Origin of the sequence: Brachybacterium kimchii (genome assembly GCF_023373525.1) — a bacterium.
Taxonomy (GTDB): domain Bacteria; phylum Actinomycetota; class Actinomycetes; order Actinomycetales; family Dermabacteraceae; genus Brachybacterium; species Brachybacterium kimchii.
In genome coordinates, this window is sequence record NZ_CP097218.1 from 1,071,557 (window position 1) to 1,088,607 (window position 17,051).

General features: G+C 73.1%; 13 protein-coding genes. 10 read left to right on the plus strand and 3 right to left on the minus strand.

Annotation, left to right across the window (positions count from 1 at the left end; all coding sequences use genetic code 11):
* Window positions 1-112: 112 nt before the first annotated feature.
* Window positions 113-1,624, plus strand: coding sequence for a hypothetical protein (locus tag M4486_RS05305; RefSeq protein ID WP_249480137.1), 1,512 nt, complete (start codon window positions 113-115; stop codon window positions 1,622-1,624).
* Window positions 1,625-1,739: 115 nt separating this feature from the next.
* Here the strand turns inward: M4486_RS05305 and sucB are convergent, their stop codons facing one another.
* From sucB to M4486_RS05320, 3 genes are all read right to left on the minus strand, one after another.
* Window positions 1,740-3,578 carry a 2-oxoglutarate dehydrogenase, E2 component, dihydrolipoamide succinyltransferase gene (gene sucB / locus M4486_RS05310; RefSeq protein WP_249480138.1) on the minus strand — a complete coding sequence of 613 codons (1,839 nt, stop codon included), beginning with the start codon at window positions 3,576-3,578 and terminating at the stop codon, window positions 1,740-1,742.
* Between the two features lie 23 nt (window positions 3,579-3,601).
* A complete protein-coding gene (lpdA, locus tag M4486_RS05315) occupies window positions 3,602-5,005 on the minus strand; it encodes a dihydrolipoyl dehydrogenase (protein ID WP_249480139.1) in 1,404 nt (467 codons plus the stop codon).
* A gap of 179 nt (window positions 5,006-5,184) precedes the next feature.
* A complete protein-coding gene (locus M4486_RS05320) occupies window positions 5,185-6,654 on the minus strand; it encodes a leucyl aminopeptidase (protein ID WP_249480140.1) in 1,470 nt (489 codons plus the stop codon).
* A 110-nt stretch (window positions 6,655-6,764) separates the two neighbouring features.
* Between M4486_RS05320 and M4486_RS05325 the strand changes: the two genes are divergently transcribed.
* The 9 genes from M4486_RS05325 to M4486_RS05365 all read left to right on the plus strand — a co-directional run bounded on the left by M4486_RS05325 (window position 6,765) and on the right by M4486_RS05365 (window position 16,967).
* Window positions 6,765-7,127 (plus strand): hypothetical protein, encoded by a 363-nt coding sequence (locus M4486_RS05325; protein WP_200500737.1) that lies wholly within the window; start codon window positions 6,765-6,767, stop codon window positions 7,125-7,127.
* Window positions 7,124-7,648: a hypothetical protein gene (locus M4486_RS05330; RefSeq protein ID WP_249480141.1), complete on the plus strand. Its 525-nt coding sequence runs from the start codon at window positions 7,124-7,126 to the stop codon at window positions 7,646-7,648. The genes M4486_RS05325 and M4486_RS05330 overlap by 4 nt, the downstream gene beginning before the upstream one ends.
* A 71-nt stretch (window positions 7,649-7,719) precedes the next feature.
* Window positions 7,720-8,817 carry a quinone-dependent dihydroorotate dehydrogenase gene (locus M4486_RS05335; RefSeq protein WP_249481072.1) on the plus strand — a complete coding sequence of 366 codons (1,098 nt, stop codon included), beginning with the start codon at window positions 7,720-7,722 and terminating at the stop codon, window positions 8,815-8,817.
* A gap of 73 nt (window positions 8,818-8,890) precedes the next feature.
* Window positions 8,891-10,267, plus strand: coding sequence for a replication-associated recombination protein A (locus tag M4486_RS05340; protein WP_249480142.1), 1,377 nt, complete (start codon window positions 8,891-8,893; stop codon window positions 10,265-10,267).
* Between the two features lie 131 nt (window positions 10,268-10,398).
* Window positions 10,399-11,025, plus strand: coding sequence for a 30S ribosomal protein S4 (gene rpsD / locus M4486_RS05345; protein WP_152352918.1), 627 nt, complete (start codon window positions 10,399-10,401; stop codon window positions 11,023-11,025).
* Window positions 11,026-11,213: 188 nt separating this feature from the next.
* Window positions 11,214-13,913 (plus strand): alanine--tRNA ligase, encoded by a 2,700-nt coding sequence (gene alaS, locus M4486_RS05350; RefSeq protein WP_249480143.1) that lies wholly within the window; start codon window positions 11,214-11,216, stop codon window positions 13,911-13,913.
* On the plus strand, window positions 13,913-14,425 hold the full coding sequence (gene ruvX, locus M4486_RS05355) for a Holliday junction resolvase RuvX (RefSeq protein ID WP_249480144.1): 513 nt from the start codon (window positions 13,913-13,915) through the stop codon (window positions 14,423-14,425). Before alaS ends, ruvX begins: the two co-directional genes overlap by 1 nt.
* Window positions 14,422-16,095 carry an endolytic transglycosylase MltG gene (gene mltG / locus M4486_RS05360; protein WP_249480145.1) on the plus strand — a complete coding sequence of 558 codons (1,674 nt, stop codon included), beginning with the start codon at window positions 14,422-14,424 and terminating at the stop codon, window positions 16,093-16,095. Before ruvX ends, mltG begins: the two co-directional genes overlap by 4 nt.
* Window positions 16,092-16,967 (plus strand): shikimate dehydrogenase, encoded by an 876-nt coding sequence (locus tag M4486_RS05365; RefSeq protein ID WP_249480146.1) that lies wholly within the window; start codon window positions 16,092-16,094, stop codon window positions 16,965-16,967. The genes mltG and M4486_RS05365 overlap by 4 nt, the downstream gene beginning before the upstream one ends.
* The last annotated feature ends 84 nt before the right edge of the window (window positions 16,968-17,051 follow it).

The window sequence follows — 17,051 nt, forward strand, 5'->3', positions numbered from 1 at the left end:
ACGCGTCCAGGACCCGCCCTGCGCGGCTCCGGGGGATCGTGCCTCCGCCCCGCTGCCTGCGGATTGTGGATGACGGGGAGGGGCGGGCCGCGCGCAGGTGTTCACTGAGCCCATGACTGCGCATGAGGAGCCCGAGGCCGGCGGCGAGGAGCCGTCCGAGGCCGTGCTCGCCGTCGTCTCCTCGCACGGCGACCAGGAGGTGCTGCTGGTCGAGCGGGACGGGAGGCGATGGTGCCGGGTGCGTGCCACCACGCGCGAGGAGAGGGCGCATCTGCGCGACGTCGCGCGCCTTCTGGACGACCTCGGGGCGGACGGGGTGAGGGCGGCGCCGCGGCTGCGGGGCGAGGACCCGGCCGGGCTGCTCCTGGAGCCGCATGCTCCGCTGCGCCTGGGCGGCGGCAGGCGCCGGGCCCAACCCGAGGAGTCGACACCGCCCACGCTCGAGCGGCATGCGCTGCACGATGCCCGCGAGGACCTCGAAGGCCTCGTGAGCGCACTGCATGCGCGCGGCTGGGTGGTCGGTCTCGCGCCCGGCGCGGGGCTGGGGGCGAGGCCCGACGGCACGGTGGTGATCTCGGACCTGCGCGCACTGCGGCGCGAGGGGTCGGTGGGTGCCCGCATGCAGGACCAGCACTGGCTCGATTCCGTGCTCGAGGATCAGGGACGCACGCTGCGCAGGCGGCTCGACACGCTCCCAGGACACACGACGGCCCACGCCGCGAAGGAGACCGCTTCGCCGGCGCCCGCGCCCGCCGCACCGTCTCCTCCTCCCGTATCGGTTCCTTCCTCTCCTGCGTCCCCGGCCGCTCCGGCCCCTCCCGCGCCCGCGCCGCCCCCGGCGTGGTCCGAGGGGTGGCGGGCGCGTCTCGCACGCGGCACGGACCCGACGCAGGCCTTCGTGTCCGACGAGGGAATCCTCGGCCCGGAGGCCCATGACCCCGCACCACGGGGCCTCTCGCCGAGATCCCTCCGCGGGCGGCGCCCGGCCCGCGGACGGAGCGGTCCCACCCGCCATCGGCGCCCGCGCTGGTGGGTTCCGCGGCGCGGCATGGTGCTCGTGGCCGCTGCCGCCGTGCTCGTGCTCGGGGGCGGCGCGACAGCAGTCGGCGCCGCACTGGTCCACCGCGACGCTCGGGCGCCTGTCGCGTCCCCGGTGCCGTCCGAGACTCCGGTGGCGACCGAGACCTCGGCGTCCTCCGGGACCGCCTCCTCCGCCCCCGCCGACGCGCCCGTGGCGGAGGCGACCGGGGTCGACGACCCCCGTGCGCTCGTGCAGGAGCTCGCGCTCGGCCGCCACCGCTACGTGACGGGACAGGCGGAGACGACCGTGTGCGCCCAGGGCAGTCCCGCCGCCGCGCAGGACGAGGCACTGCGCGACGCCTACCAGGGCGTCGAGGTGGAGGGGGAGGGGCCGGCGGTGACGAGCGCGCAGATCGAGCGGCTCGACGAACAGGACGGGACCGCGCGTGTCCGGGCCACGCTCGACCAGGGCGAGCTGCGGCTCACCACGAGCGACGGCGCGGTCGTGGTCCGGCCCGCGGCCGGCGAGGAGGAGGTCGTCCTCGACCTCGTCCGCGAGGACGGCAGCTGGCGGGTGCGCGCCGCACGCCCCGTCGAGGCCTAGTCCGCGAGCGCCCGGCAGGAACGCCCCGAGACGCGCGAGAGCCCGGCACCGATCACGGTGCCGGGCTCTCGCGGTGCGGTCCGCCGGAGCGGATCAGCCGCAGCGGATCAGACCGTCACAGGCCGAGCTCGGACCCGAAGGCCCCGCCCTCGAGGCGCTGCTTCATGAAGGACAGGAAGCGCGCCGCGTCCCCGCCGTCGACCAGGCGGTGGTCGTAGGAGAGGAACAGGTACATCATCGAACGGACGGCGATCACCTCGTCGCCCTCCTCGGTGGTGATCACCGCGGGACGCTTGACGATGGTGCCGCAGCCCAGGATGCCGACCTGCGGGTTCGGCACGATCGGGGTGTCGAACAGGGCGCCGCCGGAGCCGGTGTTCGTGATCGTGAAGGTCGCGCCCTGGAGGTCGTCCGGACCGAGCTTGTTGCCCTTGGCCTTCGACCCCAGCTCGCCGATCTGGCGCGCGAGGCCCGCCAGGTTCAGGTCGCCGGCGTTCTTGATGACCGGGACCACGAGTCCGCGATCGGTGTCCGCGGCCATGCCGATGTTCTCGGAGCCGTGGTACTTGATGACGTCGCCGTCGATCTCCGCGTTCAGCTTCGGGTACGTCTTCAGCGCCTCGACGGCCGCCTGCATGATGAACGGCAGGAAGGTCAGCTTGGCGCCCTCGCGCTGGGCGAAGGAGTCCTTGGCCTGCGTGCGCAGCTTCGCGATGCGGGTCATGTCGACCTCGACCGCCGTGGTCAGCTGCGCCTGCGTCTGCAGGGACTCGACCATCCGCGAGGCGACGATCTTGCGCAGACGCGACATCTTCTCCTCGGTGCCGCGCAGCGGGGAGACCTCGACCTTGGGCGCCTGGCCGGACGGGGCCGCCGACGCCGGAGCGGCGGCGGGCGCCGCGGCCGGGGCGGACGCCGCCTTCTGCTCGTCGATCGCCTTCTGGACGTCCTGCTTGCGGATCCGGCCGCCGAGACCGGAGCCGGTCACCGTGGACAGGTCGACGCCCGCATCGGCCGCCATCTTCCGCACGAGGGGCGTCACGTACCCGGAGGCCTCGGCGCCGGAGACGGCGTCAGCGGCCTTCGGGGCCGGGCTCGACGACGCGGCGGGCGCGGCAGCGGGTGCCGGGGCGGGCTCGGGAGTCTTCTCAGCGGGCTTCGACTCCGCCTTCTCCTCCGGCTTCGGCTCGGCCTTCTCCGCAGGCTCCTCCGCCGCCTCCTGCGCGGGCTCCTCCTGGGGAGCGGCCGCCGGGGCGGCCGGGGCGGAGGAGGCGCCGGAGGCGTCGCCGATGACGGCGATGACGGAGCCGACCTCGGCGTCCTCGTCCTCCTGGACGCGGATCTCGAGCAGCGTGCCGCCGACGGGCGAGGGGATCTCGGTGTCGACCTTGTCGGTCGAGACCTCGAGCAGCGGCTCGTCCTCGTCGACGCTGTCGCCGACCGACTTGAGCCAGCGGGTGACGGTGCCCTCGGTGACGGACTCGCCGAGCGCGGGCATGGAGACCTCGGTGCCGCTCGCGGAGCCGCCTGCCGGGGCCGCATCCGCCGAGCCCTCGTCCTCGGAGGAGTCGGAGTCGTCGGAGGAGGCGGGCTGCTCGGAGGCGGACTGCTCGGTCGAGGGGGCGGCGGTCTCGTCGGAGGCGAGGTCCTCACCGCCGTCCTGCGACGCGTCCTCGCTCGCACCCGAGTCCCCGGAGTCGGAGTCGCCCGAGCCCGAGCCGTCGCCGATCAGGACGAGATCGGCGCCGACCTCGGCGTCCTCGTCCTCCTCGACCAGGATCTTCTCGATCGTCCCCGAGACGGGGGAGGGGATCTCGGTGTCGACCTTGTCGGTCGAGACCTCGAGCAGGGGCTCGTCGACCTCGACGGTGTCACCGACGGACTTGAGCCACCGGGTGACGGTGCCCTCGGTGACGGACTCGCCGAGTGCCGGCATCTTCACGGTTTCGGACATGTTCTTCTCCTCCTGGGGGCGGCTCAGGCGTGGGCGTGCAGAGGCTTGCCGGCGAGCGCGAGATGCGCCTCGCCCAGGGCCTCGTTCTGCGTCGGGTGGGCGTGGATGAGGGAGGCGACGTCCTCGGGGTAGGCCTCCCAGTTGACGATGAGCTGCGCCTCACCGATCTGCTCGGACATGTTGGTGCCGATCATGTGGACGCCCACGACCGGGCCGTCCTTCTCCCGGACGAGCTTGACGAAGCCCGTCGTTCCCAGGATCTGGGACTTGCCGTTGCCGCCGAGGCCGTACTCGTAGGTCTCGACGCCCTCGTCGCCGAACTCCTCCTTGGCCTGCTTCTCGGAGAGCCCGACGGACCCCAGCTGCGGCTCGCAGTAGGTCACGCGCGGGATGCCGGACTCGATGATCGGGGCGGGGTTCAGGCCGGCGATGCGCTCGGCCACGAAGATGCCCTGCTGGAAGCCGCGGTGGGCGAGCTGGAGGCCGGGCACGATGTCGCCGACGGCGTAGACGCCGGGGACGTTCGTCTCGAGTGTCTCCTTGTTCGCGAGCACGAAGCCGCGGTCCATCTCGATGCCCTGCTCCTCGTAGCCGAGGTCCTTGGTGCTGGGCCCGCGGCCGACGGCCACCAGGAGGTAGTCGCCCTCGTAGACGGTGCCGTCCGCCAGGGTGACCTTCACGCCGGTGTCGGTCTGCTCGCACTTCTCGAAGAAGATGCCGAGCGAGAAGGCGATGCCGCGCTTCTTGAAGGCGCGCTCGAGGGCCTTGGAGAGCGACTCGTCCTCGTTGGCGGCGAGGTGGGGGAGGCCCTCCACGATCGTCACGGACTCGGCCCCGAGGGACTTCCACACCGAGGCGAACTCGACGCCGATCACGCCGCCGCCCAGGATGATCGGGTTCTTCGGGATCTCGGGCAGCTGCAGCGCCGCCTCGGAGTCCAGCACGCGCCCGCCGAGCTCGAGGCCGGGAAGCGACTTCGAGTAGGACCCGGAGGCGAGCACGATGTTCTCGCCGGTCAGGGTGCGGGTGCCGTTCTCGGTCTCGACCGTGATGGTCTTCGGGCCGGTGAGGCGGCCGAAGCCCTCGACGTACTCGACCTTGCGGCTCTTGACGAGGCCCTGGAGGCCCTTGTAGAGGCGGCCGATGACCTTGTCCTTGAAGCCGAGCATCTGCGGGACGTCGACGCCCTTGACGTCGATGTCAAGACCGAAGGTGCCGCCCTCCTTGGCGTTGTCGGCGACCTCGCCGACGTGCAGGAGGGCCTTGGTGGGCACGCAGCCGCGGTGCAGGCAGGTGCCGCCGAGCTTGTCCTTCTCGACGAGCGCGACGCTCTTGCCGAGCTCCGCGCCGCGCAGCGCGGCCGCATAGCCGCCGCTGCCGCCTCCGAGGATGACGATGTCGAACTGGTCAGTGGGTGATTCCGTCACCGGTGAGCTCCCTCGGGTCGTCCGAACCGGCACGGGCCGTGGCGGCCGTGCCCATACCCCACCATGCTAGGCCACCTCACAGCCCGGGGTGGGCAGGATTCGGGGGCCGAGCACGGTGGGGTCGGGCACGTCTCACCGGCGTCGGGCGCCGCCCGGCGCCCGATGCGCCGGGGCGGGGATCAGCGGGCGCGCGCCTCGAGCACCGCGAGCACGGTCCGCACGCTCATGCCGGTCGCGCCCTTGCCCATGTACCCCTGCGGGGAGTCGGCGAAGCCGGGGCCGGCGATGTCCAGATGGGCCCACGGCGTGCCGCCCACGAACTCGCGCAGGAAGATGCCTGCGGTGAGCGCGCCGCCGGCGCGGCCCGCGCCGATGTTCCGCAGGTCGGCGACGCGGCCGTCGATGCCCGCCCGCAGCTCCTCGGGGAAGGGCAGCGGCCAGAACGGCTCGCCGGCGGCCTCGGCGGCGGCGAGCACCTCCGTGCGCGCCTCGTCCGTGCCCATCACGGCGGCGGTGCGGTCTCCGAGCGCGACCACGGCCGCGCCCGTGAGGGTCGCGACGTCCATCACCAGGTCGGGCTCCTCTGCGACGGCGTCGACGAGGGCGTCGGCCATCACCATGCGGCCCTCGGCGTCGGTGTTCAGCACCTCGACGGTGCGGCCGTTGCGCATGGTGACCACGTCGCCCGGACGCTGCGCTCCGCCGCCGGGCATGTTCTCGGCGATGGCGAGGAAGGCCGTGACCTTCACGGGGAGCCCGAGGCGGGCGGCGCCGACGGTCGCGGCGAGCACGGTCGCGGCGCCGGTCATGTCGGACGTCATGTCGTCCATGCCGGGAGCGGGCTTGAGGGAGATGCCGCCGGTGTCGAAGGTGATGCCCTTGCCCACGAGCGCCACGTGGCCCGTCGCGCCCTCGGGCGCGTACTGGACGCGCACGAGCCGCGGCGGACGGGCCGAGCCCTGGCCCACGCCGACGATGCCGCCGTAACCGCCGGCCGCGAGCTGCTCCTCGTCGAGCACGGCGATCTCGAGGGGCAGTCCCTCGGAGATCTCGCCGACCCGCTGCGCGAACGACTCGGGGTACAGCAGGTTCGGGGGAGTGTTGACGAGGTCGCGGGTCACGTTCACGACGTCGGCGAGGATCCCGGCGCGCTCGGAGGCCGCTGCCGCTCCGTCGTCCGCCGTCCCCTCGTCCGCGACGAGCACGATTTGCTGCAGGGGAGCGGACGACGAGGACGCGTCCGACTTGTGCGCGGTGAAGGAGTAGGCGCCGAGCGCCGCTCCCTCGGCCGCGGCGGCGAGCTGCTCGCCCGTCCCGCCCGGCACGGCCACGGCAGCGCTGCCCACGCCGCTCAGCGAGCGGGTCGCGCCGCCGAAGGCGCGGCGCAGGACCACCGCGTCGGCGTCGGCGAGGCTGCGCGTGCCCAGGCCCGCGAGCAGGACCGTGGACGCAGCGACGCCCTCGGGCGCGGGCAGGCGCGTGAGCTCGTCCTGCGCGCCGGACGCGCCGACGGCGACGAGGACGGGGGAGAGCTCGGGGAGGCCGACGACAGCGGGACCCGCGCCCTCCTCGCCCGTGAGGACCGGGAGGATCAGGACGTCGGCCGTGACGGACTGAACTGTGCTGGGGGATGTGGTGATGGAGACCATTCCACTATCGTATGCGGAGGTCCGCGGCCCTTCGACCGGTCGGCGCCCGGACCTCGGATCCGTCGGCGGCAGGCGATCGCGCACCATGCGATCGCGGAACAGGAGTGGGCGTGGGCGTGCTCGCCGTCGCGGTGTACGCGCTCTCCGGCCTCACCGCCGCGCTGGCCCTCCTGTACGTCGCCAAGTCGCTCGCCGCGGACTTCCTGCTGCTCGCCGGCCCCGCCGCGATCATGCTCGTCTGGCTGATCGAGGGACTGGTCTGGGCCTACCAGGACATGACGGTCGGCCCCGCGCCGGATCGGATCACCCTGTACGGCTACCTGCTGACCGGTCTCGTGATGCCGCTGGGGGCCGCCTGGCTGGGAGCGACCGAGCGCACCCGCTGGGGCAGCGCCGGGATCGCCCTGGCCGCGATCACCCAGCTCGTCCTGCAGATGCGTCTGCCCCAGATCTGGCCCGGAGGCCCCGCATGAGTTCCGATCCCACGTCCACCGGTCCCGCATCCGCCGGGGGCCCGGACCGCCGCGACCCGTCCCGCCGGGACGCCGTCGACCCCACGGGGTCGGTGCGCCGACGCGAGCGGGGCTTCGCGACGCTGCTCATCGTCGTCTACGGCATCCTCGCCCTCGCGGCGACGGGCCGCGCGACCTACGAGCTCGCCACGAAGTTCACCGAGGCCCCTCTGCCGTACGCCCTCTCGCTGCTCTCGGCGCTCACGTACGTCGTGGTGACGGTCCTGCTGGTCCGACGGGGCGCACGCTCCCGTGCGGCGCTCTGGGTGTGCGGCATCGAGCTGGTCGGCATCCTTGTGGTCGGCTCGCTGACGACCTTCGCCCCGGGCCTCTTCGAGGTCTCGACGGTCTGGTCGCACTTCGGCTCGGGCTACGGCTTCGTGCCGCTGCTGCTGCCGATCGTCGCGATCGTCTACCTGCTCGTGCACCGCCGTGCGGCCGCGCGCGGGGCGTCCGACGCAGGACGTACGGTGAGCGCGTGACCTCCTCGACCCCGGACCCCCGCTCCCGCACGTCGGCCCGCCCGGTCCCGGCCGGCGCCCCGCCCCGCGCCGTGCGGCCCTACGCGGTGCTCTTCGACCACGTGCTGACGCGCCTGGACCCCGAGCGCGCGCATCGCCTCACGGTGCAGGCGCTACGCCTCTCGCAGGCGGTCCCCGGCGGGCATCTCGCGCTGCGCACCCTGTTCGGCACCCCGCGCCCTCTGGGCCGCGGGCACGCACCCGTGCACGCGCTCGGGCACGAGCATCCGACGCCCTTCGGCCTCGCCGCCGGCTTCGACAAGGACGCCGAGGTCCCGCTCGGCCTGCTGGACCTGGGCTTCGGGCACGTCGAGGTCGGCACCGTCACGGCGAAGCCGCAGCCGGGCAATCCGCGCCCGCGCTCCTTCCGCCTTCTCGCCGACCGCGCTCTGGTCAACCGCATGGGCTTCAACAACCACGGAGCGGCGGCCGCCGCCAAGCGGCTCGCCCTGGTGCGCCGCACCGAGCGCGGACAGCGCGCCGTGATCGGCGTGAACATCGGCAAGACCAAGGCGACGCTGCTCGCCGACGCGGCCGAGGACTACCGCTTCAGCGCCCGCACGCTCGCGCCCTATGCCTCGTACCTCGCGATCAACGTGTCCAGCCCCAACACGCCGGGGCTGCGCGACCTGCAGTCGACCGACGCGCTGCGCCCGATCCTCGCCGCGGTCCTCGAGGAGGCGGGCGCCGTGGGCTCGCGGCTCGGCCGCGAGGTGCCGGTGCTCGTGAAGATCGCCCCCGACCTGCACGACGAGGACGTGCGCGCGGTCGCCGCCCTCGCGAGGGACCTGGGACTCGCGGGCGTGATCGCGACCAACACGACCATCGACCGGCCTCGGGACCTGCGCACGGCCCGTCACCGGATCGAGCGCATCGGCGCCGGCGGGCTCTCGGGGCCCGTCCTCGCCCACCGCTCGCGGGAGGTCCTCGCGATCCTCCGCGAGCAGCTGCCCGCGGAGATGACGATCATCAGCTGCGGGGGCGTCGTCACCGCCGAGGACGTGCAGGAGCGCCTCGACGCCGGCGCCGACCTCGTCCAGGGCTACACGTCCCTCATCTACGAGGGCCCGGCTTGGCCCGGACGGATCGCCCGTGCCCTCGGGCGCGGGCGCCGGGACCGCCGCGACTGAGCCCGCGGGCCCCGACGGCCCGGGCGCGACGGCGCGGAGCAGACCAGCATCCTGGAGAGGAGGGAGCGGAGCGATGGAGGAGGATCTCTTCACGCTCTCGGGCGATGCGCCCGCGCCGCGCACGCTCTCCGAGGGCAACCGGGACCATCGCGCGCCGCTCGCCGTGCGCATGCGGCCGCGCAGCCTCGAGGAGGTCGTCGGCCAGCACAAGGTGCTCGATCCCGGGAGTCCGCTGCGGCGGCTCGTCGCGGCCGACGACGCCCGCACCGCCCCCGCCTCGGTGATCCTCTGGGGCCCGCCCGGCACCGGCAAGACCACCCTCGCCTACGTCGTCGCGACCTCCGGTGACCGCGAGTTCGTGGAGGTCAGCGCCGTGCTCGCAGGCGTCAAGGATCTGCGCGAGGTGATCGACCGGGCGCGCTCGCGCCTGCGCACCACGGGGCGCGAGACCGTCCTGTTCGTCGACGAGGTGCACCGCTTCTCGAAGTCCCAGCAGGACGCGCTGCTGCCGAGCGTCGAGAACCGCTGGGTCACCCTGATCGCCGCGACCACGGAGAACCCCTTCTTCTCGGTGATCTCTCCGCTGCTGTCCCGTTCGATCGTGCTGACGCTCGAGTCGCTGGCGACCGAGGACCTCGAGGACCTCGTCGAACGGGCCCTCACCGACGAGCGCGGGCTCGGCGGCGAGATCACGCTGACCGACGACGCCCGCTCCTCTCTGCTGCGCCTCGGCGGGGGTGATGCCCGCAAGATCCTCACCTCCCTGGAGGCGGCGGCCGGCGCGGCCCTCATGAAGGGCGCCCATGAGGTCGACGCGGACACCCTCGCCCAGGCCGTCGATCGCGCGGCCCTGCGCTACGACCGCGAAGGCGACCAGCACTACGACGTCACCAGCGCCTTCATCAAGTCCATGCGCGGCTCGGATCCCGACGCCGCCCTGCACTACCTGGCACGGATGATCGAGGCGGGGGAGGACCCGCGCTTCATCGCCCGGCGCGTGGTGATCGCCGCGAGCGAGGAGGTCGGCATGGCCGACCCCCAGGCCCTGCAGGTCGCCGTCGCGGCGATGCAGGCGGTGCAGATGCTCGGCATGCCCGAGGGCCGCATCCCCCTCGCCCAGGCCGTCGTCCACATCGCGACCGCCCCGAAGTCCAACCGCTCCTACCAGGCGCTCGACGCCGCGATCGCCGACGTGCGGGCGGGCAAGGGTGCCTCGGTCCCCGCGCACCTGCGCGATGCCCACTACGGAGGAGCGGAATCCCTGGGCCACGGCGAGGGCTACAGGTACGCGCACGACGCCCCGCACGGCGTGGCGCGACAGCAGTACCTTCCCGATGACCTCGCCGACTCCCACTACTACGAGCCGACCTCGCGCGGGGCGGAGGGCCCGATCGCCCGCAGCCTCCCCGAGCTGCGGCGCATCGTCCGCGGGGAGGGCCCCTCCTCGTGACCGACTCCACAGCCCTGACGGCGTGACATCGGCGCAGGTGAGTTGAGGGCGGGTCGAGGCGCGGATAGACTGGGCCGCTGAATCCGCGGCTGCCTTACTGGATTCACACCACGCGAACAGAGGTATACCTCGTGACCAACGTCACCCGCGCGCGTCGCCAGGCGCGCCTGTCCCGAGCCCTCGGGCTCCCGCTGACCCCGAAGTCCGTCAAGTACTTCGAGAAGCGCCCCTACCCCCCGGGCGAGCACGGCCGTGCCCGCCGCCGCACCGAGTCCGACTACGCGGTGCGCCTGAAGGAGAAGCAGCGTCTGCGCGCTCAGTACGCGCTGCGCGAGAAGCAGCTGCACCGCATCTACCTCGATGCGCGCAAGGAGGCCGGCCTGACCGGTGAGAGCATGGTCGAGCTGCTCGAGATGCGCCTGGACGCGCTCGTCCTGCGCTCCGGCTTCGCCCGCACCACCCTGCAGGCCCGCCAGGCCGTCTCCCACCGCCACATCCTCGTGGACGGCAAGATCGTGGACCGCCCCTCCTACCGCGTGAAGGTCGGGCAGACCATCCAGGTCAAGCCGCGCTCGCAGGCCGTCGAGGGCTTCCAGATCGCCGCGGAGGGGGGCAACAGCGACGTCCTCGCCGCCACGCCCTCCTACCTGTCGGTCGAGCTGGACCAGCTCAAGTCGAAGCTCGTGGCGCGCCCCAAGCGCTCCGAGGTCCCCGTGACCTGCGAGGTCCAGATGGTCGTCGAGTACTACGCTCGCTGACCCTTCGCGACGACCTCGTCCCGGGCGGGCCCTGGCCCGTCCGGAACGTGCCCCGGCAGGTGTGCTTCACGTACCCTGACCGGGGCTTCGTCGTCCTCGGGCAGACTCCCGACGATCCTGCCCGCGCGACATCCCGCGCCCCACGCCCATCCCGCCCCCGCGGCGGCCCAGGAAGGACCCCGACCTCCATGCGCACCTCCGAGATCCATCGCCGCTGGCTCGACTTCTTCGCGAAGAAGCAGCACGAGGTCGTGCCCAGCGCATCGCTGGTCTCCTCCGATCCGTCGATCCTCTTCACGATCGCCGGCATGGTCCCGTTCATCCCGTACATCGTCGGGACCGAGAAGGCCCCGTACGCGCGGGCCGTGAGCGTGCAGAAGTGCATCCGCACCAATGACATCGAGAACGTCGGGCGCACCACCCGCCACGGCACCTTCTTCCAGATGGCCGGGAACTTCTCCTTCGGCGACTACTTCAAGAAGGGCGCGATCGACTTCTCCTGGGAGCTGCTGACCGGCTCGCAGGACGAGGGCGGGTACGGGCTCGATCCCGAGCGCCTGTGGATCACCCTGTGGGAGCAGGACCAGGAGTCCTTCGACCACCTGGTGGAGGTCGTCGGCTTCCCCGCCGAGCGCATCGTGCGCCTGCCCTGGGAGGAGAGCTGCTGGGACACCGGCCAGCCCGGCCCGGCGGGATCGACGGGGGAGTGGCACTACGACCGCGGCCCGGAGTTCGGGCCCGACGCGCCGCGCGGCGTCCTTCCCGAGTGGCCCGGGTCCCCGGAGGCCGAGGACCGCTACATCGAGATCTGGAACCTGGTGTTCGACCAGTTCCTGCGCGGCGAGGGCAAGGGCAAGGACTACCCGCTGCTGGGCGAGCTCGATCAGAAGTCCATCGACACCGGCCTCGGCGTCGAGCGTCTCGCGTACATCCTGCAGGGCAGGAACAACATGTACGAGATCGACCAGGTGTTCCCCGTCATCGAGAAGGCCCAGGAGCTCTCGGGCCGCGTCTACGGCGCCGACGGCGAGGACGACGTGCGCCTGCGCGTGGTCGCCGACCACGTGCGCAGCGCCCTCATGCTCGTGGCCGACGGCGTGAAGCCCGGCAACGAGGGCCGCGGCTACGTGCTGCGCCGCCTCATCCGCCGCGCGGTGCGCTCGATGCGCCTGCTCGGCTACGACGATCCCTCCATGCCCGCGCTGCTGCCGGTCTCCAAGGACGTCATGAAGGAGTCCTACCCGCAGCTGGAGAGCGACTTCTCGCGCATCAGCGACGTCGTCTACGCGGAGGAGGAGGCGTTCCGCCGCACCCTCGCCTCGGGCACCACGATCTTCGACCAGCTGGTGGGCGGGGTCCGCGAGCAGGGTGGCCGCAGCATCGCGGGCGAGGACGCCTTCCGCCTCCACGACACCTTCGGCTTCCCCATCGACCTGACCCTCGAGATGGCGCAGGAGGTGGGCCTCAGCGTGGACGAGGAGGGCTTCCGCTCGGCCATGTCCGAGCAGCGCGAGCGCGCTCGCGCCGACGCCGCGGCGAAGAAGACCGGCCACACCGACACCGCGCTCTACAACAGGCTGCTCGGCCAGCGCGGGGAGGCCGTTCCCTTCCTCGGCTACACCGAGTCCTCGGTCGCCACGACGCTCGAGTCCGTCCTGGTCGACGGGGCGCTCGTCGACACCGTCCGGGCCCCGGCCGACGTCGAGATCGTGCTCGCCTCCACCCCGTTCTACGCGGAGATGGGCGGCCAGCTCGCCGACCAGGGCCGCATCGCCCTCACCGGCGGCGGGATCATCGAGGTCGACGACGTGCAGGCGCCCGTCAAGGGACTGCCGGTGCATCGCGGCCGCCTCGTCGAGGGCGAGGCGCACCCCGGGGAGAGCGCGATCGCGACGATCGACCTCGAGCGACGCGGCGCGATCGCCCGCGCGCACACCGCGACGCACATGGTCCACCAGGCGCTGCGCGAGGAGCTCGGCGAGGGCGCGACCCAGGCCGGCTCCGAGAACTCGCCCGGGCGCATGCGCTTCGACTTCCGCTTCGGCCAGGCCGTCCCGAAGTCCAGCCTCGAGGAGGTCGAGGGCCGCGTGAACACCCTGCTGCAGCAGGAGCTCGAGGTCACCGACGCCCAGATGCCCATCGACGAGGCGAAGGCGCTGGGCGCCCAGGCCCTGTTCGGCGAGAAGTACGGCGACATCGTGCGCGTGGTCTCGATCGGCGGGGACTGGTCGCGAGAGCTCTGCGGCGGCACGCACGTGCCCACCACCGGTGCTCTCGGCTCCGTCAACCTGGTCGGGGAGTCCTCGATCGGGTCGGGCGTGCGCCGCGTCGACGCCCTCGTGGGTCTGAACGCCTACCGCCACCAGGCCAAGGAGAAGGCGCTGGTCTCCCAGCTCTCGGAGATCATGAACGTCGGCGCCGACGACCTGCCCGAGCGCGTCCGCTCGCTGGCCCAGCGCCTGCGGGACACCGAGAAGCAGCTCGCCGCCATGCGCGGCGCCCAGCTGCAGGCCGAGGCCGGGCGGCTCGTGGAGAGCGCCCGCACGATCAACGGCACCCGCGTGCTCCTGCACGATGCGGGGGAGGGCACCGCCGCGGGCGACCTGCGCACCCTGGTCCAGGATCTGCGCAACCGTCTCGGCGAGGACTCCCCGGCCGTGGTCGCGGTCGTCGGGGCCGACGGGCCGAAGGCGGCGCTCGTGGTCGCGACGAACGCGGCCGCGCGCGAGGCCGGCCGTCGCGCCGGTGCGCTGCTGAAGGCCGGCGCGGAGGCGATGGGCGGCCGCGGCGGCGGCAAGGACGACATGGCCCAGGGCGGGGGCGGCGATCCGCAGCGCACCTCGCAGGCCCTGGACGCGATCGCCGCCGCGCTGGGCGCCGACGCCTGATGCCCGAGGATCCGCAGGAGACCCCCCGGCGGTTCGTACGGCTCGGGGTCGATGTCGGAGACGTGCGGGTGGGCCTCGCCCGGAGCGATCTGGACGGGCTGCTCGCCACGCCTGTCGAGACCCTGCCGCGGGACGGGGCGGTCGCGGGCGTCGTGTCGCAGGCCCGCGAGCTCGAGGCCCGTGCCATCATGGTCGGGCTTCCGCGCTCGCTGAGCGGGCAGGAGGGGCCGGCCGCCGCGAAGGCGCGTGCTTTCGCCGACGAGCTCGCCGATGCCCTGCGCGCGCAGGGCATCGTGGCCGAGATCCGCTTCGTCGACGAGCGTCTGACGACGGTCACGGCGCACCAGGCCCTCCATCGCTCCGGGCGGAAGGGCCGCCGGCACAGGTCCGTCGTGGACCAGGTGGCGGCGGTGATGATCCTGCAGCAGGCGCTGGAGGTCGAGCGCAGCACGGGGCGCGCCCCCGGCGAGCTGCTCGAGACCGCGCCGGACACCGAGGGAGAGGGCCGATGAGCGAGGACGACCGCGAGTCGCCGGAGCAGGCCGCGGGCTCGCGCCATGTGCGTCGGCCGCGCCCCCATGGCCGACGCGCCCGCCGGATCGATCCCGCCGCCGAGCCCGGCGGCTCGACCCCGGGCGTCGCCGCGGGCCGCTCTGACGAGCAGCGGCGCGCGCTCGAGGAGGCCCGTCACGCGCTGCGCGTGCGCCGGGGCGAGGACGCCGCCCCCGAGACCTCGCCCGCGGCGAGCGGCGACCTCCCGCGCGGCCATCGCGCGGCCGCGGCCCGGCCCGAGCCTGTGCTCACGCCCGCGCCGCAGGCGCACGGGGACGCGCACCCGCACGGGGACCGAGACCCGGCGCCCGACCACGAGCCCGACGAGCCCGCCGATCACGAGGCAGGACCGGGCGACGACGAGGCGGCACCCGCGTCCGCGTCCGCACTCGCCGCCGACGGCCGTCGCGAGGACGTCGAGGAGCATGACGACCACGTCGTCCACGACGACCACGAGGCCGTCGACTCCCACCATGAGGACGACGACGAGGAGGTCGAGGACCACGAGGACGATGCCCACCCCTTCGACGGCTTCGCGCACGAGCAGAAGCGCCGCTCGCCCCTGCACATCCTGCCCGTCCTGCTGGTGCTCGTGGTCGTCCTGGCCGTGGGGGCCGGCGCGGTGTACGGCTACTCCTGGCTGCGCGGGAATGTGAGCGTGGGACAGGCGCAGGACGACGACTTCACGGGCACGGGCAGCGACGAGGAGGTCGTCATCGAGATCTCCGAGGGCGACACCGGGTCCGACATCGCCAAGACCCTCACGGACAAGGGCGTCATCAAGTCCGCGCCCCCCTTCGTGCGCCTGTTCGGCACCAGCCAGGAGGCCAGCAAGATCCAGCCGGGCTCGTACCGGGTGAACACGAAGATGTCCTCCGCCTCGGCGCTCGAGGCGCTCCTGGATCCCTCCAGCCAGACCGGTCTGCGCGTCACGATCCCCGAGGGCATGCGCATGAAGGACATCTTCGAGCGCGTCTCCAAGACCACCGGGATCCCGGAGAAGGACTTCGAGAAGGCCGCGAAGAACTACACCGACTACGGCATCCCGAAGAACAAGGCGGACAGCCCCGAGGGGTACCTGTGGCCGGGGCGCTACGACATCCCCGAGGATGCCTCCGCGGGCGATGTCCTCACCATGATGTGGGAGCGGATGGAGACCGAGCTCGACGACCTCGACGTCGCCCCCGAGGACCGCGAGAAGGTGCTCACCCTCGCGTCGATCGCGGAGAAGGAGGCGCGCGACCCCGACGACTACGGCCGTGTGGTGCGCACTCTCGAGAACCGCCTCGAGGGGGCGGGCGACGCCCACGGCAAGCCCATGAAGCTGCAGCTCGACTCCACGGTCGCCTACTTCTCGGGCAGCGACTCGATCTCCACCACGCCGAAGCAGCGCGAGACCGACAGCCCGTACAACACCTATCTGCACGAGGGGCTGCCGGCCGGCCCGATCTCGAACCCCGGGAAGGCGACCCTCGAGGCGGCGGCCGATCCGCCCCAGGGCAAGTGGCTGTACTGGGTGACCGTGGACACCAGCACGGGCGAGACGAAGTTCGCCGACACCTATGCCGAGCACGAGAAGAACGTGGCCGAGTGGAAGCAGCGGGCGGCGTCGAAGGACGCGGACGGATGAGCGGCTCCGGGCACGGACCGCGGCTCTTCGCCGTGGTCGGCTCGCCGATCGCGCACTCGCTCTCCCCGGCGCTCCACACGGCCGCGTACCGCGCGCTGGGCATCGCGGACGCGCAGTACGGTCGCTTCGAAGTCCCCTCCGGGCAGCTGGAGACCTTCCTGACCATGGGGGAGGGCGCACGCCTGCAGGGACTGAGCGTGACCATGCCCGGCAAGGTCGAGGCGCATGATCTCGCGTCCTCCCGCGACACGACGGCGCGGATGCTGGGGATCGCGAACACTCTGGTGCGCACGCCGTCCGGCGACTGGCGGGCGGAGAACCACGACGTCCACGGGATCGTCGCGGCCCTCGGGGACCACTCCCTGAGCGCCTGTCGCACGGTGGGCGTCCTGGGATCGGGGGCGACGGCGGTCTCGGCGCTCGCGGCGGCCTCACGACTCGGCGCCTCCGAGGTGCTGCTGACGGCCCGCAGCCCGGAGAAGCTCGCGCCCCTGCGCGCCCTCGCCCGCGACCTCGGCATGGGCAGCCGCGAGGTGCCCTTCTCCCGCAGCCGCGAGGTGCTCGGCGCCGACGCGGTGGTCAGCGCACTCGCGATCGACGGCGCCCGGCGCGTCGCCGAGGACTGGCGGAGGCAGGGCGTCGACTCCGTGCCGCCGGTGTTCCTCGACGCTCTCTACGATCCCTGGCCGGCCCCGCTCGCGGCGATCGTCGCCGAGCACGGGGGAGAGGTCGCCAGCGGCCTCGAGATGCTCGTGCACCAGGCGGACATGCAGCTGCGCTCGATGCTGGGGATCTCCGGCGCACCGCTGGAGGCGATGCGGGAGGCCGCGCGGAGCGCGCTCGCGCAGCAGGCCGGTCCCGCGCAGTCCTGATCCGACGCACGGCGGTGCGGACGCTCGGCGGTCCGGCTCCTCGCACGGCGAAGGCCCCCGATCTGCACTGCAGATCAGGGGCCT